This window comes from Marinicauda algicola (genome assembly GCF_017161425.1).
In the GTDB taxonomy this organism is placed as follows: domain Bacteria; phylum Pseudomonadota; class Alphaproteobacteria; order Caulobacterales; family Maricaulaceae; genus Marinicauda; species Marinicauda algicola.
On the sequence record NZ_CP071057.1, the window covers coordinates 1892633 to 1918215 of the forward strand.

Here is a 25583-nt window from a genome sequence, read left to right on the forward strand (position 1 = left end):
GACTCTTTCATTCTTCATCCAGGGGAGGATACCCGAATGAGACGCCTGCTGCTCACCACCACCATACTCAGCCTCGCCGGCACCGCGGCGTTCGCCCAGGATGCCGATCCGCGCTTCGGCACGTTCGGCTTCGATACTTCGGGCATGAATTCCGAGATCGATCCCGGCGACGACTTCTACCGCTATGCCAACGGCACGTGGCTCGAGACCACCGAGATCCCGGCCGACCGCTCCAATTTCGGCATGTTCACCGCGCTCTCCATCGAGGCCGACGAACAGGTCGAGGCGATCATCGAGGAAGCCGCTGCCGACGCGGCCCGGCCCGGCTCCAACGCACAGCTCGTCGGAGACCTGTTCAAGAGCTGGATGGATGCCGAGACGATCAATGCGCGCGGCCTCGCGCCGGCCCGGCCCTATCTCGACGAGATCGCCTCGGTCGAGACCCACGACGCGGCGGCCGACCTGTTCGCCACGGTCCATTACGTCGCGCCCTGGTCGGCGGGTGTCCTGCCGGACCCGGCCGACACGACGCGCTACACCGTCTTCGTGAGCCAGTCCGGCCTCGGCATGCCGGACCGCGACTATTACCTGAGCCAGGAGGAGCGCTTCGCCGAGTTCCGCGCCGCCTATCTCGACTATATCGCGCGCATTTTCGAACTCGCCGGCATCGAGGACGGCGCCGCGAAGGCGCAGGCGATCCTCGACTTCGAGACCGCGATCGCCGAGGCGCACTGGACCCAGGAGCGCCAGCGCGACATCCAGCAGATCTACAACATGATGACCCCGGACGAGATTGCCGAGCTCGCCCCCGGCCTCGACATGATCGACGGCTTCGAGCGCCTCGGCCTGGGCGGGCTGGACGCATATCTCGTCGCCACCCCCTCCGCGATCGGGCAAAGCGCGGAGATCTTCCGCAATACCGATCTCGACACGGTCAAGGCGTGGATGAGCTTCCACTTCCTGTCCGACCGGGCATCCTGGCTCGGCGACGCCTTCGACCAGGCGAGCTTCGACTTCTTCTCGACGACACTGAACGGCATCGAGGAGCAGCGCCCGCGCAGCGAACGCGGCGCGGAGCTGATCGGCAACGCGCTCGGTCACGCGGTCGGCCAGATCTATGTCGAGCGCCATTTCCCGCCCTCGTCCAAGGCCCAGATGGAGGGGCTGGTCTCCAATCTCCTCACGGCGTTCGAGGACCGGCTGAACAATCTCGACTGGATGGACGAGGCGACGCGCGAGCAGGCCCTGCTGAAGCTCTCCACCTTCGAGCCGCGCATCGGCTATCCGGAGAAGTGGGACGAGTATGACGGGCTGGAGATCGCGGCCGACGACTATTTCGGCAACCGGATGCGGATGAACGAGTTCTTCTGGGCCGAGCAGCTGGAAGACCTCGCCGGCCCGGTGGACCGGCGCGAATGGAGCTGGCCGCCTCAGATCGTCAATGCCAGCTACAACCCGTTGCTGAACCAGATCACCTTCCCGGCCGGCATCCTGCAGGCGCCGTTCTTCGATCCGGCCGCCGACCCGGCGATCAATTACGGCGCCATCGGCGCGGTGATCGGCCACGAGATCGGCCACGGCTTCGACGACCAGGGCCGGCGCTTCGACCATGAAGGCCGCATCCGGGACTGGTGGACCGAAGAGACCAATGCCCGCTTCGAGGAGAAGGCGGCCGAGTTCGGCGAGCAGTACGCCCGGTACTGCCCGATCGAAGGCCAGTGCGTGAACCCGAACCTCACCATGGGCGAGAATATCGGCGATCTCGGGGGCATGGAGATGGCCTACTCGGCCTGGCGCGACTTTGCCGACGCCAATTACGAGAACGGCGAGGCGCCGGTGATCGACGGCTTCACCGGCGATCAGCGCTTCTTCCTGGCCTGGGCCCAGGTCTGGCGGCGCCTCTACCGCGAGGACAATCTGCGCCAGCGCCTGATCACCGACCCGCACAGCCCGAGCGAATACCGCACGAACGGCATCGTGCGGAACATGGATGCCTGGTACGCCGCCTTCGACGTGGAGGAAGGCGATGCGCTCTACCTGCCGCCGGAAGCGCGAGTCTCCATCTGGTAGAGCGTTAGTGCAGCCGCCCCGCGGGGTGGCGGCATCAAGGCCGGATGCGGCGCGCCCCTTGCCGCATCCGGCCTTTTTCGTTGCTCACGGGCAGGCTTGCACCGGGCCGAAGGCCCGCTAGTCTCACCCCCGACATCGCGCCATGGCAGGGGGTCGTGAGCGCCAACGGGATAGTTCGAGGAGACGACCATGAGACATCTCTTGCTGAGCGGTGCCGCGCTCATCGCATTGGCCGCCTGCGGCGCGCCCGAGCCGGGCAACGGCACGGCTGGGGGAACCGAGCAGGCCGCCACCGAGACCGCCGCCGCCGAGCCGCGGTTCGGCACGTTCGGCTTCGACACTGCCGGGATGAACGCCGAGATCGCGCCGGGCGACGATTTCAACCGGTATGCCAATGGCGGTTGGCTGGCGTCGACCGAGATCCCGGCCGACCGCTCGAGCTATGGCATGTTCACCCTGCTCTCGCTCGAGGCAGAGGACCAGGTCGAGGCGATCATCACCGAGGCCCAGGCCGCGGCCGGCGAACCCGGTTCGAATACCCAGCTGGTGGGCGATCTGTACCAGAGCTGGATGAATGCCGACGCGATCGAGGCGGCCGGCCTAGAACCGGTCCGTCCCTTCCTCGAGGAGATCGCTGCCATCGAGACGCTCGCGGACGCCGCGGCGCTGTTCAACTCGGTCCACCATCAGAGCCCGTACGGCTTCGCGGTCTGGGCCGACCCGGCCAATCCGGACGTCAACGCGCTGCGCCTGTTCCAGGGCGGGCTCGGCATGCCGAACCGCGACTACTACCTCTCCGAGGACGCGCGCTTCGTCGAGTATCGCGACGCCTATCGCGACTATATCGTCACGATCCACGAACTCGCCGGCATCGAAGACGCCGAGGCCAAGGCCGACGCCATCCTCGCGCTGGAGACCCGCATCGCGGAAGCCCACTGGACACGCGAACGCTCGCGCGAGGTGACCGAGACCTACAATCCGATGAGCGTCGCCGATCTCGCCGCCCTGGCGCCGAGCTTCCATTTCGAGGAAGGCATGGACGCGCTGGGCCTCGATGTCGAGGAGGTCATCGTCATCCAGCCGAGCGCGATCGAGGCGACCTCGCAGATCTTCGCCGAGACCGACATCGCGACGATCCGCGACTACATGGCCTTCCACTTCATCAACGACCGGACCGACTGGCTGCCATCCGCCTTCGACGAGGCGAGCTTCGACTTCTTCGGGCGCACGCTGCGCGGCCAGGAAGAGCAGCGCCCGCGCAACAAGCGCGGCGTGAACCTGGTCGGCGGCGCGCTCGGCCACGCGGTCGGGCAGATCTATGTCGAGCGCCACTTCCCGCCGAGCTCGAAGGCGCAGATGGAAGGCCTGGTCGACAATCTCATCACCGCCTTCCGCGGCCGGCTCGAGACGCTGGAATGGATGGACGAGGAGACCCGGACCGAGGCGCTCGAGAAGCTCTCCACCTTCGAGCCGCGCATCGGCTACCCGGAGATCTGGGACGAGTATGACGGGCTGGAGATCTCGGCCGACGACTATTTCGGCAACCGCATCCGGATGGCCGAGTGGGCCTGGAACGAGCAGCTGGAAGACCTCGCCGAGCCGGTCGACCCGCGCGAGTGGAGCTGGCCGCCGCAGATCGTCAATGCGAGCTACAACCCGCTGCAGAACCAGATCACCTTCCCGGCCGGCATCCTGCAGGCGCCCTTCTTCGATCCCGACGCCGACCCGGCGATCAACTACGGCGCCATCGGCGCGGTGATCGGCCACGAGATCGGCCACGGCTTCGACGACCAGGGCCGGCGCTACGACGCCGAGGGCCGCCTGCGCGACTGGTGGACGGCCGAGACCAACGAGCGCTTCATCGAGCGCTCCGACGGGCTCGTCGCGCAGTACAACGAGTTCTGCCCGTTCGAGGAGCTGTGCGTGAACGGCCGCCTCGCGCTGGGCGAAAATATCGGCGATCTCGGCGGCATGCAGATGGCCTACACGGCCTATCGCAACTATGTCGAGGCCAATTACGAAGGCGGCGAAGCGCCGGTCATCGACGGCTTCACCGGCGACCAGCGCTTCTTCCTGGCCTGGGCCCAGGTCTGGCGGATCATGTACCGCGACGACGCCTTGCGCGCGCAGCTGGTCAACGGTCCCCACTCGCCGGGCATGTACCGGATCAACGGCGTCGTTCGAAACATCGACGCCTGGTACGACGCGTTCGGCGTGACCGAGGAGCACGCGCTCTACATCGCGCCGGAGGACCGGGTCTCGATCTGGTAGGCCTGCGGCCCTGAACCGAAGCCGGGTCCGGAACGGACCCGGCTTTTTTCTTGTCCTGCTGCAGCCCGACTGCATCCGGCACCGCGATCCGCAGCATCGATCTGCAGACTGCGCCGGTCCCCACAAGGAGAACCCGATGAAGACGATCGCCCTGTCCGCCGCCCTGCTGGCTCTGGCCCCGGGCGTGGCCCTCGCCCAGAACGCACCGTCCGAGACCTGGCGGGCCGATGCCGCCCGCCTCCTCGACGAGGCCTATCCGGCCGACGGCCCCGGTGCGGCGGTGATCGTCACGCACGGCGGAGAGACCGTTTTCGCCGCTGGCCAGGGCCTTGCCGATCTGGAGACCGGCCGCGAGATCACGCCGGACACCGTCTTCCGGCTCGGCTCGATCACCAAGCAGTTCGCCGCTGCCCTCATCCTGCAACTCGCCGAGGAAGGGGCCCTCTCACTGGACGACACGGTGTCGGATCATCTGCCGGACTTCCCCGAGCCCGGCGCGAGCGCCACGGTGCGTCAGCTTCTGAACCACACGGTGGGCATCCAGTCCTACACGAACATTCCCGGCTGGATGGTGGAGGAGAACACCAACCGTCCCTACACGACCGACGAGATGATCGCCGTCTTCGCCGACCTGCCCGCCCCGTCCGCGCCCGGCGAGGCCTGGGCCTACAACAACTCGGGCTATGTCCTCGTCGGCGCCGTGATCGAGGCGGTGACCGGAAAGCCCTGGCATGAGGCGGTGGCGGAGCGCTTCGCCGAACCGCTCGGTCTCGACACCCTGCGCTATGGCGAGGAAGAAGACGAGATCGCCGCGATGGCCGAGGGGTACACCCGGGGCGAGGACGGCGTCCGGCCCGCGCAGAGGATCCACATGAGCGTGCCCCATGCCGCCGGCGCGCTCGTCGGCTCGGTCGAGGACGTCGCCGCCTGGTCGCACGCCCTGCACGGGGGCGAGATCATCGGCGAGGTGAGCTATGCGCAAATGATCGCGCCGACCGAGCTTCCCGGCGGCGAGGTGGTCGATTACGGCTTCGGCATCGCGCCGACCGAAGTCCGCGGGCGCGACGCGGTCGGCCATGGCGGCGGGATATTCGGCTTCAGCACCGACAGCATCTACGTGCCCGAGGCCGATCTCTTCGTCGCCGTCTTCGCCAATTCCGACAGCCCGCAGACCGGACCGGGCGTGATGATGCGCCGGCTGGCCGGTCTTGCCCTGGGCGACCCCTATCCGAGCTTCGAGGCGGCCGACATCCCGGCGGAAGCCTTCGAGGCCATGTTCGGCGTCTACACGATCGAGGGCGAGGCGGGCACGCGGCAGTTCTTCGCGCGCGATGGCCAGCTCTACACGCTGCGCTCGGGCGGATCGCGCAGCGAGGTTTTCCCGGCCGACGGCGACCGCTTCTTCTACGGACCCGACAGCCTGACCTGGTTCCGGATCGAACGGGCCGGGGACGGCGCCCACGTCATGCTGATGCATCAGAGCGGCGCGGTCGAGGCCGAGCGGGCGGTGCGTACCGGACCGGTCCCGGACGAACCCGAAACGGTCGATGTCGCCTGGGAGACGCTGGAGCGCTATCTCGGCCAGTATGCGCTCGGCGGCGCGGTCGTCACGATCGCCCCCGGCGAGGATGGCAGCCTGACCACGCAGCTGACCGGCCAGCCCGCCCTGCCCATCCGGGCCCTGAGCGAGACCGAGTTCAGCGTCGAGGGGGTGGACGCGCGCATTGTCTTCACGCTCGAGGACGGAAGGGTTCCGGCGCTGACCATCCACCAGGCCGGGCGGGAGATGCGCGCCGAGCACATGGAATAGCTCCGCGACCGCCGGTCGGCTGGCCGGCGGCGCTCTGTTCAGATCCCAGGCTCGCCGGGATGCTCGGGGACGATCTCGGCTTCCTTGCGGGTGAGGTGGCGGCGTTCGTACTGCTTGAACCCGCCTTCCTCGTTCGCGACATAGATATCCATGACGAAATGGTCTTCCTCCGCGGTGAGGAGGTTGAAGCCCGCCGGCTCGTCGCGGGTGCGGATGGAGAAGGCCGTCGAGGCCGAAACGAACCAGCACACGTGGTCGCCATGGCGCTCGGACAGGGCGAAGACCTGGTGCATGTGCCCCGTCAGGACGAGATGGGCCCCGCCCCTGATGAAGATGTCGGCCGCCTCCTCGCCGAACCGGGTCTTGGCCCGTCCGGTCATGCCGCCGGGCGCGACCAGCGGATGGTGGCACACCACGACCTTGAGCTGGCCCTGCGGCGAGTTGCTCTCGAGCCGCCCGGCGATCTCGCGCGCCTGGTCGGGCCGGGCCTTGCCCAGCGACCAGTCGAGGCGCCATTGCGCGCCCCGGCTGGTCTCCAGGCTCTCGATCGCGACGTCGTCGTCGGCATAGCTGCCGGTGATCGTGTCGCCCATGCGCCGCCGGAATCGCCGCCAGGGCGAGACCAGGCGCGAGAACATGTTGGCGTAGGGCACGTCGTGATTGCCCGGCGAGGCGACCACCGGCGCGTCGAAGCGGTCGAACAGCTCGCGCGCGGCCGCGAACTCGCGCCGGCGCCCGAAGGTCGTCAGGTCGCCGGAGGCGACGACGACATCGGGCCTGAGTTCCTGCTCCTTCTCGGCCAGCGCCTCGACGAGACGCTCGTCCTCCCGGCCGAAATGCAGGTCGGCGATATGCATGATCTTCGTCATCGCTCATCCGTTCGCGGTGAGGAAACACACGGCTTCCGGTTTCAGGGTGAATTCGGCCGGCGAGTCCATGTGGAAGGGTTCGCCGTCGAGCATGACGGCGAGGCGGTCGCGCCCCTCCACCTTCAAGCGCCCGACCCAGCGCGCGTCGATGCGCGGATGGTCGCGCCACTGCGCCATCAGGGCGCGCACGCCGAGGGCGGCGGCTTCACGCACATGGCGCGGATCGGCCGCGACCACCTCGAGCTTGGCCTTGCCGGGCTCGGAGCGATCGGCGCCGAACATGGTCGTCACCCCGCCCGGCGCCAGCAGCACGGCGCGGCTCTTCGTGTAGCGCCGATCCTCGCCGTCCGCGTAGAGGCTCAGCCGCGTCGAGAAGAGCGACTCGAAGCCGGCCCGGACCTGGCGAACGGTCTTGCCGAAACTGCGCAGGAGCCCGTCCGAGCGAACCGTCTCGCGCGCCTCGGCGAAGCGGGTCAGGAAGCCGACCGAGGCGGAGACGAAGAACAGCTTTCCATCGACCTCGCCGGCATGCAGGCGCACCTCGTCATATCCGCCCGCCTGGCGCAGCACGCTGTAGGCGTCGCGATCGCCGTAGAGCCGGCGCGGCAGGAAGTTGGCGGTGCCCAGCGGCAAGGGGATCACGCGGCAGGACAGGCCCCGCTTGGCCAGCGTCTCGCACACGGCGCGGGCCGTGCCGTCCCCGCCGGCGATGGCGAGATAGTCCGGCCGCTCGCGGCAGGAATGCAGGACCGTCTCCTCGAACTCGCCGTCGATCGTGCGCACCTCGATCGTGTCGACCCAGCCCGCGGCGTCCTTCAGGCGCGCGATGAATCCGGCCTCCGGCTGCGCCGGCACCGATCCCGCCCCCGGATTTATCAGCAAGACCATGGATGTCGTCATGGCCGAATAACGAATCCTCCCTGCCGATCGATCCTCGGCAGCGTTCCAAGCGGTGACCGGCGCGCCATGAATGTGTGCAAGCGTCACATTTTTCGGCTATGGGGCCAAGGCGAGCCCCCGCAACGATCCGAGGTCCCTTCATGACGCTCCGCCTCCTCCTCTCCGCCGCCGCCGGCCTTGCCCTTGCCGCCTGCGCGGGCAGCCCGATCGATCTGCGCCGCGACGCGGAGAGCCCCTACGGGCCGACGCCGCCCCGCGCAGCCGAGGCCTATGAAGCCGTCGAGCACACCGGCACCGGAGCGCAGTGGCGCAACATGGCCCAGGCCGAACTCGCCGAGCGGATCAACCGCCCGCTCAATTCCGGCCGGGCGAAGAACGTCATCGTCTTCATCGCCGACGGGATGAGCCTGACCACGATCACCGCGGCGCGCATCTATGACGGCCAGAGCCGGGGCCTCTCCGGAGAGGAGCACTACCTGCCCTTCGAGCGCTGGGGGAACACGGCCACGATCAAGACCTATTCCGAGAACGCGCAGGTTCCCGACAGCGCGGCGACGGCGAGCGCGATCCATACCGGTGTGAAGACCCATTCCGGCGCGATCTCGGTCTATGCCCGCCAGACGCTGGAGGCCTGCGGGCCGGACGCCGAGCTGCCCGCGACGCTGCTGGAAATGGCCGAGGCGCGCGGCCTGTCGACCGGCATCGTGTCGAGCGCGCGCCTGACCCATGCCACGCCCGCGACGGCCTTTGCCCACGTGCCGAGCCGGGGCTGGGAGACCGACGCCGCCCTGCCGCCCGAGGCGGTAGCCGCGGGCTGCCGCGACATCGCGCGCCAGTTCGCCGAGTTCGCCCATGGCGACGGGATCGAGGTCACGCTCGCCGGCGGGCGCGCCGCCTTCCTGCCCGAAGCGGCCGGCGGCCTGCGCACCGACGGGCGCGACCTCACCGCGGAATGGGAAGCCGCGGGCGGGGACTATGTCGCCACGCGCGAGGAACTCACCGCGGCCCTCCAGGGCGAGGCGCCCATCCTGGGGCTGTTCGCCAGCTCCCACCTGCCCTACGAGCTCGACCGGCCGCAGGGCGAGCCCTCGCTGACCGAGCTGACGGAAGCCGCGATCTCGCGCCTGTCCGGCGACGAGGACGGCTTCTACCTGCTGGTCGAGGCGGGCCGCGTCGATCATGCCCATCACGGCACCAACGCGGCGCGCGCCCTCGCCGACGCGCAGGAGTTCGCACAGGCCATCGAACGCGCGAGCGAGATGGTCGACCTCTCCGAGACGCTGATCCTGGTGACGGCCGATCACGGCCATGTCTTCTCGATCGCCGGCTATCCGCGCCGCGGCAACCCGATCCTGGGCCTGGTCCACCCGGCCGCGCCCGACCTCTCCGACGACCCGACCCCGCCGGAAACCGCGCGGGACGGCCGGCCCTACACCACGCTCGGCTACTACACCGGCCCGCACCAGCGCCCGGCGAGCGGCGTGCTGACCCAGGAGCAGGTGCTCGATCCGGACTACCAGCAGGAGAGCGCCGTGCCGATGGGCTCGGAAACCCATTCGGGCGAGGACGTCATCGCCTACGCAACCGGCCCGCAGGCCCATCTCGTCTCCGGCGTGATGGAACAGCACACGCTGTTCCACATCATCGCCTACGCCTATGGGTGGGAGTAGGGGCGCCTCCCGCACCCCTCCCCTTCCCCCTGATCGCGCGAGCGGCTAAACCGGCGCCGACTTCGAACCCACGAGATCAGGAGCCCCTCCATGGCCAAGTCGAAGACATGTCAGGTTCTCGTCGTCGGCGGCGGGCCGGGCGGCTACCCGGCCGCGATCCGCGCGGGACAGCTGGGCCTCGACACGATCATCGTCGACAAGTCGGGGCTCGGGGGCACATGCCTCAATCGCGGCTGCATCCCGTCCAAAGCCTTCATCCACGCCGCGACGAAGTACGAGGAGATGCGCCATCACGCGGCCAGGGCCGAGATGGGCATCTCGCTGGCGAGCGAGCCCAAGCTCGACATGGCCGGGCTGGTGGATTGGAAGGACTCCATCGTCGGCAAGCTCACCAAGGGCGTCGGCCAGCTGCTGAAGGCGGCCAAGGTCGAGCACATCGACGGCTGGGCCACCTTCAAGAATGCCAAGACCTGCACGGTCGAAACCGCCGAGGGCGAGATCGAGATCACGGCGCAGAACGTGATCCTCGCCACCGGCTCGAAGGAGACCGAGCTGCCCTTCATGAAGTTCGGCGGCAATGTCATCGGCTCCACGCAGGCGCTGGAGCTCAGGGAGCTGCCTGAAAAGCTCGTCGTCATCGGCGGGGGCTATATCGGGCTCGAGCTTGGCATCGCCTACCGCAAGCTCGGCTCGCAGGTCTCTGTCGTCGAGGCGCTCGACACCATCCTGCCGCTCTACGACAAGGAACTCGTGCGCCCGGTCCAGATGTGGCTGAAGAAGAACAAGGTCGACCTGCACCTGAAATCCAAGGCCAAGGGCGTGCGCGAGGAAAACGGCAAGACCGTCCTGGAATTCGAGGACGAGAAGGGGCAGACGCAGTCGCTCGAAGCCGACAAGATCCTCGTCGCGGTCGGCAGGAAGCCGGTCACCGAAGGCTGGGGCCTCGAGACCATGGGCCTCGACATGAACGGCCCCTTCGTGAAGGTCGACGACCGGTGCGCCACGCCGATGCGCGGGGTCTACGCGATCGGCGATCTCGTCGGCGAGCCGCTGCTGGCCCACAAGGCGACGGCGCAGGGCGAACTCGTCGCCGAAGTCATCGCCGGCCATCGCCGCCGCTTCGATCCCAACGGCATTGCCGCGGTCTGCTTCACCGAGCCCGAAATCGTCGGCGTCGGCCTGTCCCCGGACGAGGCGAAGGCCAGGGGCGAAAGCGTCAAGGTCGGCAAGTTCCCGATGGCGGCATCCGGCCGGGCCCTGTCGATGGAAGGCGGGGCCGATGGCGGCTTCGTGCGCATCACCGCGCGCGAGAGCGACGACGTCATCCTGGGCATCCACGCGGTCGGCAAGCACGTTTCCGAACTGTCGGGCGAGTTCGCGCTGGCCATCGAGATGGGCGCGCGTCTGGAAGACATCGCGGGCACGATCCACGTCCACCCGACGCTGACCGAGTGCACCGCGGAGGCGGCGCTGGCTGCCCTCGGCCACCCGATCCACATCTCGGCCTAGGCTAGGTCCCGCCGTCGGCGGTCCGGACCTCGTAGCGTTCCAGCGCCTCGAGGGCTGGCGGATAGCCCGGTTCGATCTCGAGCGCGGCCGTGAGATCGCGATAGGCCGCCTCGACATCGCCCTGGGCCTCCAGGACGGCAGCGCGGTTGACGAGAGCGACCTCGGGCTCGGCGAGGTCGAGCTCCAGCGCCCGGTTCAGATCGGCAAGCGCGGCCTCGCGATCGTCGACCGCGAACCGCGCCGCGCCCCGGTTGAGCCAGGCCTCGGCGAGATCCGGCCTCAGGGCGATCGCCCGGTCATAGGCATCGATCGCGCGTTCCGTGGCGCCCCGCCGCCGCAGGAGAATGCCCAGATTGACATAGGTCCCCGCCCGGTCCCCGATCGACAGCCGCATGTCCTCGAGCGCGGCAAGGCAGGTCTGGATATCGGAGTGGAATGCGCCACTGCCGCGGGCCGCCTCGTAGCAGTCCTGCGCGGCCGTGCCGCCGATGACGTAGGACGGCGCTGGCGAGGCGGCCTGGGCGGATGCGGCGAGCGCGGCCGCGATCGCATGGAAAAGAGACATCGCTCACCTCCATTCGTATCCCCCGCATGGCGCAGTTATACATGAAATTACTCCCGAGCGCCCGCCCTTTCGGCTCCCCGGGCAAAGAAAAACCCCGGTCGCCGAGCGTCCGGGGTCTTCCTTGCGGGTTCGTCGGATGGAGGCTTCAAGCCGCGCCGGCGGCCTTTTCCTCGTGGGGGTTGCGCAGCACGTAGCCGCGGCCCCAGACGGTCTCGATATAGTGTTCGCCGCCGGTGGCTGCCGCGAGCTTCTTGCGGAGCTTGCAGATGAAGACGTCGATGATCTTCAGCTCCGGCTCGTCCATGCCGCCATAGAGGTGGTTGAGGAACATTTCCTTTGTGAGCGTCGTGCCCTTCCTGAGGGAGAGCAGCTCGAGCATCTGGTATTCCTTGCCCGTCAGGTGGACGCGGTGGCCGTTCACTTCCACCGTCTTGGCGTCCAGATTGACCGCGATGTCGCCGGTCTTGATGACGGACTGGGAATGGCCCTTCGAGCGGCGGACGATCGCGTGGATGCGGGCGATCATCTCTTCCTTGTGGAAGGGCTTGGTCATGTAGTCGTCGGCGCCGCAGCCCAGGCCCCGGACCTTGTTGTCGATGTCGGCATTGCCGGTGAGGATCAGGATCGGGGTGTCGACCTTGGCCACCCGGAGCGTCTTCAACACGTCGAAGCCGGGCATGTCGGGCAGGTTCAGGTCGAGCAGGATGATGTCGTAGTCGTAGAGCTTGCCGAGATCGACGCCCTCCTCACCCAGATCGGTGGTGTAGACGTTGAACCCCTCCGACTTCAGCATCAGCTCGATGCCCTGAGCCGTGGCGCGATCGTCTTCGATCAACAGAACCCGCATCGTTCTTTTCTCCGCCTCGCCTGGCTCGAATCTTCCCCTTCGAGGCCAGCCCCATGGTTAACACGCCTGCCACTGTGTGGCGACAATCCCTTAAAGAAGGTTAATGGCGTTGACGGCCGCACTAGAATCGAGTCCTGCGAATCGCACAAGAATCGGCACTGAGCGCAGCTGTGGATGACCCGGAAACGGAGAGTCTATTCAGCCGCTTGAATCAGCGCAGGTCCGAGCGCGGCGAGCAGCTGGGCCCACTTATCGGGCTGGGATTTCTTACGACCATCGTAAATAATCCTGTCCTCGTAGCCAGTTATCCATAGCGCCTCGGGATTGCGCCGGGCGATGACGAGATCGCTCTGGCGATCCTCGTGAGGGGTGCGGTGCAGGCGGAAGACCACGAGCCCCTCGGCCAGCGCATCGCCGATCTCGCCGCCCAGCGCGCGCAGGCGTTCATCGCCCTCGATGACGGCGACGAGCTCGGTCTTGCCGGCCTCGGTAGACAACGAAAAGCGCGAGCGTTCGATCCCCGAAAGGTTGTGCTGGGAGTCAGCATGGATCTTCCATGCGGTCTCCACCGGCACGGCGAATGCGCGATGGCCCTCGATCTCGCGGCACTGGAAGAAGTAGTGGTTATTGATGCCCATGCGCTTGAGTTCCTGCTGCATCAGGCGCAGCACGTCGGGATCGTCGTTGACGGAGTCGATGATCGGAGTCTGGTTCTCCAGCGTGATGAAGGGGCGCGAGCGCATCTTCATCACCGCGGTCTCAACCAGTTCGTTGCGCAGCGGCCGGCCGTGCTCGTCGCGGACATATTCGCCGGCCTCGTTCAGGCGCAGGAATTCGTCGGGATGGGTGAAGTGGACCATGAAGGCGAGCATGACCTGCGGGTGCAGCTCGTGGAACAGGTCCAGCATGGCCAGGAAATTGTCGTCGAACCGCTCAGGGAAGAAGGCCATCTCCTTCGTCCCGATACGGATGATATCGAGCCCGGCCTCGGCCAGGCCGTTGAGATAATCGAACAGGTTCCGGTTCGACAGGACCATCGGATCGCCGCCCGACAGGAGCGCCTCGCGGATTCGCGGCTTGCCGGTGATCTCCCCGGACGCGACCTTCGCGTTGTGCGTGGTGATGTAGTCGGTGATCTCGTGGATCGAGGCGGTGTCCTTGCCCGTCTTTCCCGTGAGGAAGTCCGAGCGGTAGCAATAGCGGCACCAGCTCGAGCAGGCACGCACCACGTAAAGCAGCACCAGCTCGTATTTGTGGAGCAGGCCCGGCACCGGAGAATATTTCAGCTGGTTGGACGGATCGGCCTCGCCGGACAGGTCCTCCATCTCCTCGGGGCGCGCCTTGATCAGGTTCTTCACCGCGCCCGAACGTCGGGCGAGATCGAGATAATAGGCAGTCGCGCGCGGCGGCAGGCGGTCGGAGACACCCGCCTCCTCCAGCTCCTTCAGTTCCTGTTCGGAATAAATCTGCGCCCCGCCATCCTCGATATACTTGCGATAGCGCGCGAGGTCGTGGACGACATAGCGGTTGAACTTCGTCTCCTCGATCGCGGCATAGACATTACCCTTGTGACGGCGCGAGAGCGCCTTCTTCTTGGGGCGGGAGCCGGCAATGCGCACGGGCTGGGAATCAAGCGGCATGGACTGTCCTCGTCGTCGACTGGATCGGCGGCGGCGATAGCGCCAGGGATTTTCAGGGCGGAGGACCGATAGCCTGACAAGGCACGCAAGCGCGTGCGGCCGGGGTCCGGGCGGTCGAGATGACGACGGCGCCGACTGTGGACCCTCACCTCCGCATGTGAGCGTGCAAGATAGTGATTTTCGCCGGGAAGGAAACAGCTGCGCGGCCTTTTTCCCTGCCGCTGCGCCGGCGGGCTGGGAGAACACGACGTTTACGCCGCTGAAACCGCGTTCGGGTTATACGCTTGGCAAGGCGCAGAATCGCGCCGGCAACGCGGACACGAACCCGGTGCAGACCCTGATCGAACGCATATCCGGCATCGAGACCCGCACCTTCAGGGGGCGGGTGGCGGCCGTGAACGGCCTGCTGGTCGAAGCCGAGGGTCCGAAGGCGGCCCTGACGCTCGGCGCGCGCGCGCACATCGCGCACGGCTCGGGCGAGAGCGTGTGCGAGGTCGTGGGCTTTCGCGGCGAGACCGCGCTGATGATGAGTTTCGGCGACCTTAACGGCATCCGGGCAGGCGCAGAGGCGAGGCTGGAGCCGGAGGCCGCATGCGTGCGCCCCCATACGAGCTGGCTCGGCCGGGTGCTGGACGGGGCGGGCCGTCCGCGCGACGGCGAGGGCCCGCTGGCCGAGGGCGAGAGCGCCTATCCGCTCAAGGGCGAGCCGCCCTGCGCCCATGCTCGCGCACGCCTCGGGGAGCGCCTCGATCTCGGAGTGCGCGCGCTCAATGTCTTCGCGCCGATGCGGACCGGCCAGCGCCTCGGAATCTTCGCCGGGTCCGGCGTCGGCAAGTCGGTGCTGATGAGCATGCTCGCCAAGGGCTCGGCCGCGGACGTGATCGTCATCGGCCTGATCGGCGAACGCGGCCGTGAGGCGCGCGAATTCGTCGAGGACACGCTCGGGCCGGAAGGGCGCTCCAGGGCGGTGGTGATCACCGAGACCAGCGACAGCCCCGCTCTCGCCCGGCGGCAGGCCGCCTACATGACCATGACCGTCGCGGAATACTTCCGCGACCAGGGCCTCAGCGTCCTCTGCCTGATGGACTCGGTCACGCGCTTCGCGCTCGCGCAGAGGGAGATCGGGCTCGCGGCCGGGGAGCCGCCGACGACACGCGGCTACACCCCCTCGGTCTTCGCCGAGCTGCCGCGCCTTCTCGAGCGCGCCGGGCCGGGACCGGAAGGCTCGGGCTCGATCACGGCGCTGTTCACGGTCCTCGTCGACGGGGACGACCACAACGAGCCGATCGCCGATGCCGTGCGCGGCATTCTCGATGGGCACATCGTCATGAGCCGCCAGATCGCCGAGCGCGGCCGCTTCCCGGCGATCGACGTCCTGAGATCGATTTCGCGCACCGCGCCGGAGGTCTATGCGCCCGATGAGGTGCCGATCGCGGCCGAAGCGCGCAAGGTTCTCGCCGCCTATGCCGACATGGAGGAACTGATCCGGCTCGGCGCCTACACGGCGGGAAGCAACCCGGAGGTGGACCGGGCAATTGCGGTCAATGGACCGCTCGAAGCGTTCCTGGCCCAGGGAAAAGACGAGGCCTCCTCCATCGAGGAGAGTTTCGCGGCCCTTGCCGGGATTCTGGTGGATGGAAAGGGATAGACGATGAGCACCCGCTCACACGCTCCGCTGATCCGGCTCGCCCGGTTCAAGGTGGAGGAGCTGCAAAAGCAGATGGCCGAGATCGACCGCGCCCGCGCGGCGATCGACGACCAGATCGAGCGCCTGGAGGAAAGCGTGCCGGAGGAGCAGGCCGTCGCGAGCGAAAGCCGCGAGGGCTTCGTCGCCTACGGCAGCTATGCCCGCTCGGTGATCAAGCGCAAGGAGAACCTGCGCGCGTCCCGCGAGGAGGTCGATGTCCAGGCGAAGGGCCTGCGCGACCGGCTCGAGGCCGCGTTCAGCGAGCTGAAGAAGTACGAACTGCTCGAGGAACGCCGCCTGGCGCGCATCGAGGAGAGCGTGCGCGCCGCCGAACAGGCCGAGATGGACGAGATCGGCGCCCGGCTTCGCGGCGTGGCGCACTGAGGGCCCGCAACGGCGTGGCTGCAGGGCAACGCCTACGTTAGGTAAGCGACCGTCCACGCACGTTAACGCTTGATTAATTCCCTCCCCCGGGCCAGCCTTGTGCGACAGCACGCCAGCGCGGGGGGAGACGCGATGACGGTACGGCGAACGGTGGAAATCGGTCTGGCGGGGCTCATCAGCCTGACCGCCGGGGTGACCGCGTTCACGCCGTTGAGCCAGGCCGGTCTTGCCGACATGTCCGCGCGCGACATGATGCTCGCCGGGTTCGAGAGCCATCCCGCCGCGCCGCTGGCCGAGGCCACCCGCGCCGTCGTCGGCACCCTCATGTCCGTGGAGCCGGCCGAGCCGGCGCAGGAGGCCGGGCTCGGCTTCCGCCCGCGATCGGACGGTCCCGCCGCGCTCGTCCTGTCTGCAGACCAGATCGACCTTGCGGTCGTGCCGCGCATCTCGGCGACGAACGGCGATGGCGAGAGCCGCCGCGTGATGGGCTTCTCGGTGACCGCCGAGCCCGCCACGGACGGGCAGCGCTGGTGGCTCGTCGCCGGGGCCGAGCGCGAGACCTATGTCGTCGCGCCCGATTCCGGCTTCCGCGACCTCAACCTATCCCAGGTGGGCGGCAGTGCAGCCGTCGGCGACGCCCATATCGGCATCGCCTTCGAGGTCACCGAAGGCGCCTATGCGAGCGTCGGCTACGTGCAGCAGCGCCGCCATTTCCAGCTCGGCACCGAAGACTGGGAAGAGCAGGATCACTTCATCGGCGCGACCTTCCGCGCCCGCTGGTGACGCCTCCGGCCTGCCTTGATGCCTGTCGGGCCCGACCCGGATCGATTCGACCCGAAACCGCGATCCTGCGGGGCCGGGAATCTTCGAGATCGACGGGCGTGCACCGGTCGTGCTCAGCGCCGCCGCGATCGCGATCAAGGACCAGTCGGAAGGCATTCTGCTCCACAGCCCGGTCCTAAGCGCCGGTCGGACTGTTGCCCTGCTGAGCGAGGGCGGCGCGTTCGCGGGCAAGACCTGCGTGGCCCGGGAAGCGCCTGCAGCCCGCCTCGAGCACCCGCAGACACGGCTCCGGTCCCAGCAGTATCGCGAGGCGCCGTGCCGCGGTCAGCCAGTCCCCCGCCGAAAGGGCCGGGGCCGCCTCGTCCGCGGCCGCGCCGTCGTTCCGGACGAACGCCGACACGAAGCGATGAGCCTGTTCGATCTCCTGCCTCTGCGCCTCGGTCAGGGGCAGGACCATCGGCGATCCGTCGACCGCGATCTGCGGCGCATGGTGTTCGGGCACCGGTGAAAACCCGGCGCGCGCGAGGCTGTCGTGCGCATCTGCCCCGCTGCCATGCAGGGCGAACAGGGCGATGAAGCGGTGCAGGACCCGGCCCGATCGCCGCACCCGGTGCGGCAGATCGGGATCGGCCGCGCGCGCGAGCCAGGGCGAGATCTCCGCAAGCCGCTGTTCGGGAGCCCAAGGGTGGCGTCCGTACATCCGGCTCGGAAACTTCAACGCCGTGGTGCTGGCGATGCTGGCAACGGTAAGGCTCGGCAGGCGGAAGAATTTCGACCACATGAAGACGTCCGAGGTGCGCGCCTCCACCGGCGCGCAGGTCCAGCCGTCGGCCAGGCGCAGATAGGCCGAGCGCCGGTAGGCCACGTAGTTGATGCCTGCGCTGAGCGGCGCCTGGCTGGCACAGGCCGCACGCATGACGTGCGTGCCGTGATTGATCGGCCACCACTCGAGTCCGCCATCGGGACTGAGCCGCGCCGGGGCCTGGTTGGCCCACTCCGCGCGCTCGAGAAGCGCGACCATCTGCGCCAGGTGCGAGTTCAGCCAGATATCGTCATCGCTGAGATGACAGATGAACTCCGCCTCGCTCTCGCGGATCACCGGATCGCGATAGCGCTCTCCGAAGCGCTCGCCCTTGGGGTGGCGATAGACCCGCACGCGCGGCTCCTGCTCGCAGATCGCCTCGAGTATCCGGTCGGTACGCGGCGGCGCGCCGTCGCAGATGACCGCCATCTCCCACTCGGTGAAGCTCTGGGCGCGCACGCTGGCGATCGACGCGAACAGCGCATCGGCATGATCGTGGGTCGGGCACAGGACGAGAACCTTCGCCATCGCTCACGCGGACAGGCCGGCGAGCGCGCGCAGGCGCGCCAGATGATCGGGTAACAGGCGCAGCTCGCGCACCGGCGTGAATTCGGTCGACACCTCGATGCGCCGCTGCGACCTCATCGCAGGCGCGCCTCATATGCCGCGACCAGCGCCCTGAAGCTGCCGGCATTGCGGTCGCGCTCGGACAGGAGCGGATCGGTGATGTCCGGCCAGTCCAGCCCGATCTCCGGGTCGTCCCAGCGGCAGCCGATCTCGTCGGACATGTCCCAGGGATGAGAGAGGCCCCAGACCATCTTGTTTTTCTCGCGAATGTAGAACCCGTGCAGGATGCCGGGCCGGATGAGGACCCAGCAGAGCCGCTCTCCCGTCAGGGACACGATGCCGCCCTTGCCGTAATGCGGGCTGTCCGGGCGAAGGTCGCGCAGGGCAAGCAGCATCTCGCCTTCGAATACGATGATGAAATCGGCATGCAGGGGGTGGATGTGCATGCCACGCAACACGTTCGCCCCGTTCACGGCAATGTTCCACTGCCTGAGCGGTGGAAGCTCCGGCCATTGGTCGCGGTACAGCTCGCTCAGCCAGCCGCGATCGTCGGGATGGACGGTGAGTTTGCCGAAATCGCTCCTCCAGGGAATTTCCCCGCTGAGCACTTCAAGCTCTTCCATCCGCCCTCCCTTGCCGCCTGGTCATGCCCTGTAGAACCTTGCCGGAATTCGGTGCAGCGGTGAAGGGCATCGCCCGGAGAAATTGAATTGTCCCGCGTTGACCGTGCTTCATCGCCCGTTCCGCCGCCACGCGCAGGCTGGCAGGATTGTCATGCGAGGCGGGCCGCTAGCGTCCGCCGTACCTGCGCTTGACCCAGAAGATCGCCGCGATCGCGGCGAAGTAGAGGAAGGGCCGAAGCGTGGCGGCCAGCCCGTGCTCGTCCAGGCGCGCGAGTGCCAGACTCATGGCATAGTTCAGCGGCACGTTCTCGGTCGCCATGACGAGACCGGCAAAGCGGATAGCCAGGTCGATCGCATAGGCGATCAGCGCAGCCGCGGTAATCTGGCTCCAGCGCGTCATGACGAGCGCGGCGACGATCGCGGCCATGATCAGCACCATCCAGTCCAGGAACTGGAAGCCGGCCGACAGCCGTTCGACGAGTTCTGCGATCATGCCCCTCCCCCCGGAAGGTCCCCACCGCGGCCCGGCGGCCGCTCCGGCCAGTTAGAGGCGGCAGGCGCGCGCGGTCAAGCGCGGCCGCGTTCCTCCACCCCTTCGGCAAGGCGCCAGGCCAGGGTCTCGATGTCCTTGGCCGCGGCGGTCGAGGGCGAGCGCACGCCGAGAAGACTCTGGGCACGAATGGCGAGGCCGACATTGGGATCGCGGCGCACGATGCCGGCGAGCGGAGGAGTGAAGCCGAGGAAACTCTCGCAGGTGCGGGCGAAGGTGCGGTAGGCGCCCTCGGCCGCGGCCTTGTCGGGCGCGTTGTTGACCACGACGAAAGGCGAGGCGCCCTCGTCGCGCATGCGCAGCGTCTTCACGAAGGCATAGGCATCGGTCAGCGAGGTCGGCTCGTCGGAGATCACCACGACCACATCGTCCGCGGCCACGGCGAGGCGCACCGTCGCCCGGTCGGCTCCCGCGGCGAGGTCCAGTATCGTGCGGTCATAGCTCATCGAGGCGGCCGCGAGGCCGGCCGCGAGATTGTTGACACTCGCAAGCTCGAGACTCGCCAGCGCCGCCGAACCGGAGCGGCCGGAGATGACGTCGAACCCGCCCTTCTTCTCCGAACCGCCGGCGGCGGGCGCGATGGCCTCGGACAGCGTCATCGTACCCGCGATCACCGTGGCGATGTCGCCGGGCGGATTGAGCCCCAGCTGGACGTCGACATTGGCCATCCCCAGATCGGCGTCGACGAGGAGCACGCGCTCGCCGACCCGCGAGAAGGCGCGCGCAAGCGAGGTGGCCACGACGGTCTTGCCGACCCCGCCCTTGCCGGAGGCGACGGCGACGACCGGCCCGGCCGTGCGCGGCTCGGCTTCGGAGAACGGGCTCGCGGCGGGGATCGCGTTCATGGCAGATCGTCCTCGTACCAGTCGATCGCGAAGTCATCGAGCAGCGCGCGCGCGATCCGCAGCGCCGTCGCGGGCGCGAGCCCGGATCCGATATAGGGGGAGGCGGAAATGTGCGCGTAGGCGAGGCCCGCCTCCCCCACGCCGACGAGCCCGCCGAGCCGGCGCGCGATGTCGAGCTTGGTCACTATGGCGCGTCCGGTGCCGACCGAGGCGAGGAGCGCGGCCGCATCCTCCGCATCGCCCGGGGCGAGCCCGGCCTCGATCACCGCGATCATCTCCGCATCGGCCGCGGCGGCGAGATCGGCAAGCCCCTGCAGCTCGTCGAGTTCGTAGGGGTTGACCGCCGGGGCGTCGATCAGGACCGGGCCTGGGGGCAGATCGTCCATGACGAGCGCGAGTTCGCGCCCGCCCTGCACGGTCTCCAAGCGCACCTTCAGGGCGGCGGCATAGGCGGCGAGCTGCTCGCCGGCGCCCGCGCCCTCGTCGGCGCCGATCACGACCGGCGCCTCGCCGGCCGCGACCATCCGCGCGCAGACCTTCGCGAGCGCCGAGGACTTTCCGGCCCCCGGCCCGCCGGCAAAAAGCAGCGGGCGCTGCGGGCGCGTCTCGATCGGATGCACCGCGTAGCGCGCGTCGATGGCGCGGGCGAGCGTCGCCGTGGCTTCGCCGTCTTCCAGCGTCAGCGCCGCGTCCATGAGCGCCTCGGCAGCCTTCTCGGGAATCGCGTGCCAGGACAGCGCGCGGGCGATCCTGGTGGCCCCTCCGGCGCTGTCGCCGCGCGCCTTCGCGCGCTCGGCGTCGCGGCGCTTCATCGCGGCTTCGGCGGTTTCGGGCGAACTCGTCACCGAAGCGCGCTCGGCCGCGGCACGTACCTCGACCCCGCCGCCCGGGGCATCCCCTGTCGCGATGATCACCGCATCCGGACCCATCTCGCGGCGCACGGCGGCCATCGCGTCGGAGAGCGTCCTGCCGGTGAAGGTGCGCAGCCGCATCGCTTACCTCTTCAGACCTGGCCCAGCGTCTTCAGCTTGGCACTCGGGTGGATCTCGTTCTGGCTGATGACCGTGGTCTGCGGCCGGAAGCGCTCGGTCAGGGAGCGCACATAGGGCCTGATTCCCGGGCTCGTGAGGAGGACGGGAACATCGCCCGTCGCGCCGGCGCGCTCGAAGGCGTCGCGCACATGGGCGACGAAATCGCGAAGCCTGGTCGGGGCGAGAGCGAGCTGGCGCCGGTCGCCATCCCCGATCATCGCCTCGGCGAAGGCCTGCTCCCACTGCGGCGACAGGGTGAGCACGGGCAGCGTGCCGTCCGGGCCCTTGTTGGCGTGGCAGATCTGGCGGGCGAGGCGCGCGCGCACGTGCTCGGTAATGGTGTCGAGATTCTGCGTCGCGCCGGACGCTTCCGCGATACCCTCCACGATCCCAGCCAGGTCCCGGATCGAGACCCGCTCCTTGAGCAGGTTCTGCAGCACGCGCTGGATGCCCGCCCGGGTTATCTGGGAGGGCGTGATCTCGTCGACGAGGCTCTTGTGCTCCTTCGACAGGCCGGCGAGCAGCTTCTCCACCTCCGCATAGGAAAGAAGATCGGCCATGTTGTCGCGCAGGATCTCGGTGAGATGGGTCACCAGCACCGCGGCCGGGTCGACGATGGTGTAGCCGCGGAACGTCGCCTCCTCGCGCAAGCCCTCCTCGATCCAGGTGGCCGGCAGGCCGAAGGCGGGCTCCTTGACATGGGTGCCGGGCATGTCGACCTGGCGCCCCGTGGGGTCCATCACCAGGAGGGTGTAGATATGTACAATTCAGCGAGACACCTTCTTTAATATCCCCGCTGGGGAAGGAAGGTGGTTTCAATGAACAGCGATCAGCGAGAGATTCAACGCAAACTTCGGGTTTTGCAGCATGCCGACAGAAACGGTGATGTGAGCAAGACATGTCGGTATTTCGGGATCGGGCGTGCGAGCTTTTATCGATGGCGCAAAGCCTATGCAGACAAGGGTGATGCCGGCCTGCTTGTCGCCCGTTCTGTGCCACATAATCATCCCAACAAGATGCCACCTGAGGTCGAAGACAAGATCCTTCATCTTCGACGAACGTATCATCTCGGACCGATCCGGATCGTCTGGTACCTTGAGCGCTATCACGCCATCAAAGTATCCGACGCAGGAGTCTATCGCACCCTCAAGCGTCATGGACTGAACCGCCTGCCTCGGGGGACCCGATTGAGAAAGGTGCACACCCAGCGCTACAACAAGCAGGTGCCGGGCCATCATATCCAGATGGATGTCAAGTTCCTGATCTTCAGAGGAAAACAGGGCCAGAAGGTCAAGCGTTACCAGTACACAGCGATTGACGACGCCACGCGGGTGCGCGCCTTGAAAGTTTACAAGCGCCACACTCAGGCGAGCGCCATCGATTTCGTGGATCACATCGTCGAGAAGTTTCCATTCCGCATCCAACAGATACGCACCGACAATGGTCATGAGTTCCAGGCCAAGTTCCATTGGCATGTCGAGGACAAGGGTATCCGCCACGTTTACATCAAGCCGAGCAGCCCTCAGCTCAACGGCAAAGTGGAGCGCTCACATCGATCAGACCAGCAGGAGTTCTACCAGTTGTTGTCGTACAAAGACGATGTCGATCTGGAAGCCAAGCTCGACGAATGGGAGCGCTTCTATAACTTCGCCAGACCACATGGAGCCTTTGGAGGAAAAACACCTTACGAGGCGCTCCGGGAACGGCTATAATCCTACCGTCAGGTGTCTCGCTGATTGGTCCATATTACACCCCCTGGTCGCCGTAGAGCTTGAGCTTGTTCCTGAGCGTGCGGATCGAGATTCCGAGGATGTTCGCCGCATGGGTGCGGTTGCCGAGGCAGTGGTCGAGCGTGTCGAGGATCAGGTCCTGCTCCACTTCCGCGACCGTGCGGCCCACCATGTTCTGCACCGCCTCGGCAGCTTCCGCGGCCTGGCGGGCCACCCCGCCGTTGGACGCGGTGAAGGAGGAACCGTCGGGCATGCGGATCGCGTCCGGCCCGATCTCCGGGCCGCTGGCGAGCAGCACCGCGCGGTGCATGGCATTTTCCAGTTCGCGGACGTTACCCGGCCATTCCCGGCTGGTGATCTGCGCCTTGGCGGCCTCCGAAAGCGGGCGGTGATCCATTCCGTTCGCCTTGGAGTATTTGCGGATGAAATGCTCGGCGAGCGCGATGGCGTCGGCCGGACGTTGGCGCAGCGGCGGGACGGCAAGGTTCACGACATTGAGCCGGAACAGGAGGTCCTCGCGGAACGTGCCCTCCTTCACGGCCTGCTTGAGGTCGCGGTTGGAGGTTGCGAGCACGCGGATATTGACCCTGACGGGCTTCGTCCCGCCGACCCGGTCGATCTCGCGCTCCTGCAGGGCGCGCAGGAGCTTGGCCTGCAGGCGGGCGTCCATCTCGGAGATCTCGTCGAGCAGCAGCGTGCCCCCGTCGGCCTCCTCGAACTTGCCGATCCGCCGGGCGACCGCGCCGGTGAAGGCGCCCTTCTCGTGGCCGAAGAGTTCGGATTCCAGAAGGTTCTCCGGGATCGCCGCACAGTTGACCGAGACGAAGGGCTTGGCCGCGCGCTTCGATTTCTGATGGACGAAGCGGGCCATCACCTCCTTGCCGACGCCACTCTCCCCGGTGATCAGGATGGACGCATCGGAGGGCGCGACGCGCTCGGCGAACTCCACGACGGAGAGCATGGCCGGATCGCGCGCGATCATCGGACGCTCGTCGTCGGCGACGGCGGCGAGCACCGCGGCGATGAGGTCGGCCTCGGGCGGCAGCGGAATGAATTCCTTCGCGCCCGACCGGATGGCGGTGGCCGCGGCCTCGGGCCGGACGTTCACGCCGCACGCCACGATCGGCACCGTGATGCGTTCGGCCTCGTTCGCCGCGATCAGCGCGCCGATATCGAGGCCGACATCGACCATCAGGAGGTCCGCCCCGCGCCCCGCCCTGAGGTAGGCGGTCGCCTGCTCGACCGTGTCGACATGGGCGACCTTCGCGCCGCGGTCCATGGCGATCTTGGTGGCGGTGGAGAGCTGGCCCCCCAGGCTCCCGACGATCAGTACGCGCATTGGTCAGTCTCCTTCATCTCGCGAACAGCGGCGCTTCAGCCCGCGTCGCCGTCCTTGATGATTTCCGTCATGGTCACGCCGAGACGGTCTTCCACGACAACCACCTCGCCGCGGGCGACCAGGCGGTTGTTCACGTAGATGTCGATGGCCTCGCCCACCTTGCGGTCGAGCTCCAGCACCGAGCCCGAGGACAGCTTCAGCAGCGAGTTCACGTCGATATGCGCCTTGCCGAGCACCGCGGAGATGTTGACCGGCACGTCATAGACCGGCTGCAGGTCGACCGCGGTGCGCGCCTCCTCGTCGACCAGCGACTGGCCGGTCCCGCTGTGGGCGACGTCCTGGCCGGCGCCCTTCGGCGCCGCGTCCTGTTCCAGGTTCGGCAGGTTCAGTTCCTTGTCGTCAGCCATGACGGCCCCTTCTCATCACGCGGCCGCGCCGCCGGACGTGGCGGACGCGGACTGGGATTGTTCGTCGGCCGGACGGGCCAGCCATTTCTCGATCGCTTCGGCGATGCGGGATTCGATATCGGCCGCGGTGCGCTCGATGATGCCGGCGCGCCATTCGAGCACGCAGTCGCCGACCGCGACCTCCTCGTCGGCGCGCACCACGACCGCACCCTCGAACCCCATCTTCTCGGCCGCCTCGTAGAGCCGGTCGGCGACCGGCTCTGCGAGATGGGGCGCGACGCGCACCGCGATGCGCGGCTCGGAGCGCAGGTCGGCGAGCGCCTCCCGGACGCATTCGGTGATGGTGTCCTCGCCGTAGGCTTCGAGCGCCTTGCCCGCGATTCGCGCGGCCGCGGCCGCCGCCAGGCGCGCCGCGTCCTCGCGCAGGCGGGCGGATTCCTGGTCCATGCGCGACAGGATCGACTGGAGTCGCCCGGTGAGCTGTTTCAGCGCCTCGGCGGCCTCGCGCGAGGCCTGGGCCTCCTCGCTCGTCCTCGCCGCCGCCGCGGCGGCGCTGGCCTCGGCCTCGAGCTCCTCGCGGGTGAAGATGTTCTTCACGCGCTCCCCGTCGCGCAGCACCGTGCCGTCCTCTGCGAAGACCCGGTCGAAGGCGAAGGGTTTGTAGGCCTGGCTCATGGAACGCTT

22 protein-coding genes and 1 pseudogene are annotated in these 25583 nt (G+C 67.8%); 9 read left to right on the plus strand and 14 right to left on the minus strand.

Annotated features, from left to right (window positions below; translation table 11 throughout):
* Positions 1-36: 36 nt before the first annotated feature.
* The 3 genes from JW792_RS09510 (at position 37) to JW792_RS09520 (ending at position 6151) form a co-directional block, all read left to right on the plus strand.
* On the plus strand, positions 37-2070 hold the full coding sequence (locus JW792_RS09510) for a M13 family metallopeptidase (protein WP_135995949.1): 2034 nt from the start codon (positions 37-39) through the stop codon (positions 2068-2070).
* Positions 2071-2259: 189 nt separating this feature from the next.
* The gene (locus tag JW792_RS09515; RefSeq protein WP_135995948.1) at positions 2260-4341 is read left to right on the plus strand and encodes a M13 family metallopeptidase; all 2082 of its coding nucleotides are present in this window, start codon (positions 2260-2262) and stop codon (positions 4339-4341) included.
* 136 nt (positions 4342-4477) lie between these two features.
* Positions 4478-6151: a serine hydrolase domain-containing protein gene (locus tag JW792_RS09520; RefSeq protein WP_135995947.1), complete on the plus strand. Its 1674-nt coding sequence runs from the start codon at positions 4478-4480 to the stop codon at positions 6149-6151.
* 38 nt (positions 6152-6189) lie between these two features.
* On the opposite strand, the gene JW792_RS09525 is transcribed toward JW792_RS09520, so the two are convergent.
* Together JW792_RS09525 and JW792_RS09530 are read right to left on the minus strand one after the other, a co-directional pair.
* A complete protein-coding gene (locus JW792_RS09525) occupies positions 6190-7020 on the minus strand; it encodes a metallophosphoesterase family protein (protein ID WP_135995946.1) in 831 nt (276 codons plus the stop codon).
* Positions 7021-7023: 3 nt separating this feature from the next.
* Positions 7024-7920 carry a diacylglycerol/lipid kinase family protein gene (locus tag JW792_RS09530; protein WP_135995945.1) on the minus strand — a complete coding sequence of 299 codons (897 nt, stop codon included), beginning with the start codon at positions 7918-7920 and terminating at the stop codon, positions 7024-7026.
* Positions 7921-8060: 140 nt separating this feature from the next.
* Between JW792_RS09530 and JW792_RS09535 the strand changes: the two genes are divergently transcribed.
* Positions 8061-9590: an alkaline phosphatase gene (locus JW792_RS09535; protein WP_135995944.1), complete on the plus strand. Its 1530-nt coding sequence runs from the start codon at positions 8061-8063 to the stop codon at positions 9588-9590.
* Positions 9591-9680: 90 nt separating this feature from the next.
* Positions 9681-11099, plus strand: coding sequence for a dihydrolipoyl dehydrogenase (gene lpdA, locus JW792_RS09540; RefSeq protein WP_135995943.1), 1419 nt, complete (start codon positions 9681-9683; stop codon positions 11097-11099).
* A 1-nt stretch (position 11100) separates the two neighbouring features.
* Here the strand turns inward: lpdA and JW792_RS09545 are convergent, their stop codons facing one another.
* The 3 genes from JW792_RS09545 to JW792_RS09555 all read right to left on the minus strand — a co-directional run bounded on the left by JW792_RS09545 (position 11101) and on the right by JW792_RS09555 (position 14151).
* Entirely contained in the window at positions 11101-11664 is a 564-nt protein-coding gene (locus JW792_RS09545) for a tetratricopeptide repeat protein (RefSeq protein WP_135995942.1), read from the minus strand.
* A gap of 145 nt (positions 11665-11809) precedes the next feature.
* On the minus strand, positions 11810-12511 hold the full coding sequence (gene ctrA, locus JW792_RS09550) for a response regulator transcription factor CtrA (protein ID WP_135995941.1): 702 nt from the start codon (positions 12509-12511) through the stop codon (positions 11810-11812).
* A 194-nt stretch (positions 12512-12705) separates the two neighbouring features.
* On the minus strand, positions 12706-14151 hold the full coding sequence (locus JW792_RS09555) for a KamA family radical SAM protein (protein ID WP_135995940.1): 1446 nt from the start codon (positions 14149-14151) through the stop codon (positions 12706-12708).
* A gap of 328 nt (positions 14152-14479) precedes the next feature.
* Between JW792_RS09555 and fliI the strand changes: the two genes are divergently transcribed.
* The 3 genes from fliI to JW792_RS09570 all read left to right on the plus strand — a co-directional run bounded on the left by fliI (position 14480) and on the right by JW792_RS09570 (position 17005).
* The gene (gene fliI / locus JW792_RS09560) at positions 14480-15799 is read left to right on the plus strand and encodes a flagellar protein export ATPase FliI (protein ID WP_135995939.1); all 1320 of its coding nucleotides are present in this window, start codon (positions 14480-14482) and stop codon (positions 15797-15799) included.
* Positions 15800-15802: 3 nt separating this feature from the next.
* A complete protein-coding gene (locus JW792_RS09565) occupies positions 15803-16222 on the plus strand; it encodes a flagellar FliJ family protein (protein ID WP_135995938.1) in 420 nt (139 codons plus the stop codon).
* Positions 16223-16354: 132 nt separating this feature from the next.
* Positions 16355-17005: a hypothetical protein gene (locus tag JW792_RS09570; protein ID WP_135995937.1), complete on the plus strand. Its 651-nt coding sequence runs from the start codon at positions 16355-16357 to the stop codon at positions 17003-17005.
* A gap of 175 nt (positions 17006-17180) precedes the next feature.
* On the opposite strand, the gene JW792_RS09575 is transcribed toward JW792_RS09570, so the two are convergent.
* The 6 genes and pseudogenes from JW792_RS09575 to JW792_RS09600 all read right to left on the minus strand — a co-directional run.
* A complete protein-coding gene (locus tag JW792_RS09575) occupies positions 17181-18335 on the minus strand; it encodes a glycosyltransferase family 2 protein (RefSeq protein WP_135995936.1) in 1155 nt (384 codons plus the stop codon).
* 113 nt (positions 18336-18448) lie between these two features.
* On the minus strand, positions 18449-18997 hold the full coding sequence (locus JW792_RS09580) for a dTDP-4-dehydrorhamnose 3,5-epimerase family protein (RefSeq protein ID WP_135995935.1): 549 nt from the start codon (positions 18995-18997) through the stop codon (positions 18449-18451).
* 166 nt (positions 18998-19163) lie between these two features.
* Positions 19164-19490 (minus strand): hypothetical protein, encoded by a 327-nt coding sequence (locus tag JW792_RS09585; RefSeq protein WP_135995934.1) that lies wholly within the window; start codon positions 19488-19490, stop codon positions 19164-19166.
* 74 nt (positions 19491-19564) lie between these two features.
* Positions 19565-20392, minus strand: a complete 828-nt coding sequence (locus JW792_RS09590; protein ID WP_135995933.1) for a nucleotide-binding protein — start codon at positions 20390-20392, stop codon at positions 19565-19567.
* A complete protein-coding gene (locus JW792_RS09595; protein ID WP_135995932.1) occupies positions 20389-21384 on the minus strand; it encodes a flagellar biosynthesis protein FlhF in 996 nt (331 codons plus the stop codon). The genes JW792_RS09590 and JW792_RS09595 overlap by 4 nt, the downstream gene beginning before the upstream one ends.
* An 11-nt stretch (positions 21385-21395) precedes the next feature.
* A pseudogene (locus JW792_RS09600) lies at positions 21396-22187 on the minus strand (FHIPEP family type III secretion protein); the annotation flags it as partial.
* Positions 22188-22241: 54 nt separating this feature from the next.
* Between JW792_RS09600 and JW792_RS09605 the strand changes: the two are divergent.
* Positions 22242-23135, plus strand: a complete 894-nt coding sequence (locus JW792_RS09605; protein ID WP_135997627.1) for an IS481 family transposase — start codon at positions 22242-22244, stop codon at positions 23133-23135.
* Between the two features lie 34 nt (positions 23136-23169).
* Here JW792_RS09605 and flbD read toward each other — a convergent pair whose 3' ends face one another.
* Genes flbD through JW792_RS09620 form a run of 3 tightly spaced genes read right to left on the minus strand, consistent with a single transcriptional unit; the run spans position 23170 to position 25574 of the window.
* Positions 23170-24492, minus strand: a complete 1323-nt coding sequence (gene flbD / locus JW792_RS09610; protein ID WP_135997029.1) for a sigma-54-dependent transcriptional regulator FlbD — start codon at positions 24490-24492, stop codon at positions 23170-23172.
* A gap of 35 nt (positions 24493-24527) precedes the next feature.
* Entirely contained in the window at positions 24528-24899 is a 372-nt protein-coding gene (gene fliN / locus JW792_RS09615; protein ID WP_135997031.1) for a flagellar motor switch protein FliN, read from the minus strand.
* 15 nt (positions 24900-24914) lie between these two features.
* Positions 24915-25574 (minus strand): FliH/SctL family protein, encoded by a 660-nt coding sequence (locus tag JW792_RS09620; RefSeq protein WP_135997033.1) that lies wholly within the window; start codon positions 25572-25574, stop codon positions 24915-24917.
* Positions 25575-25583: the final 9 nt, after the last annotated feature.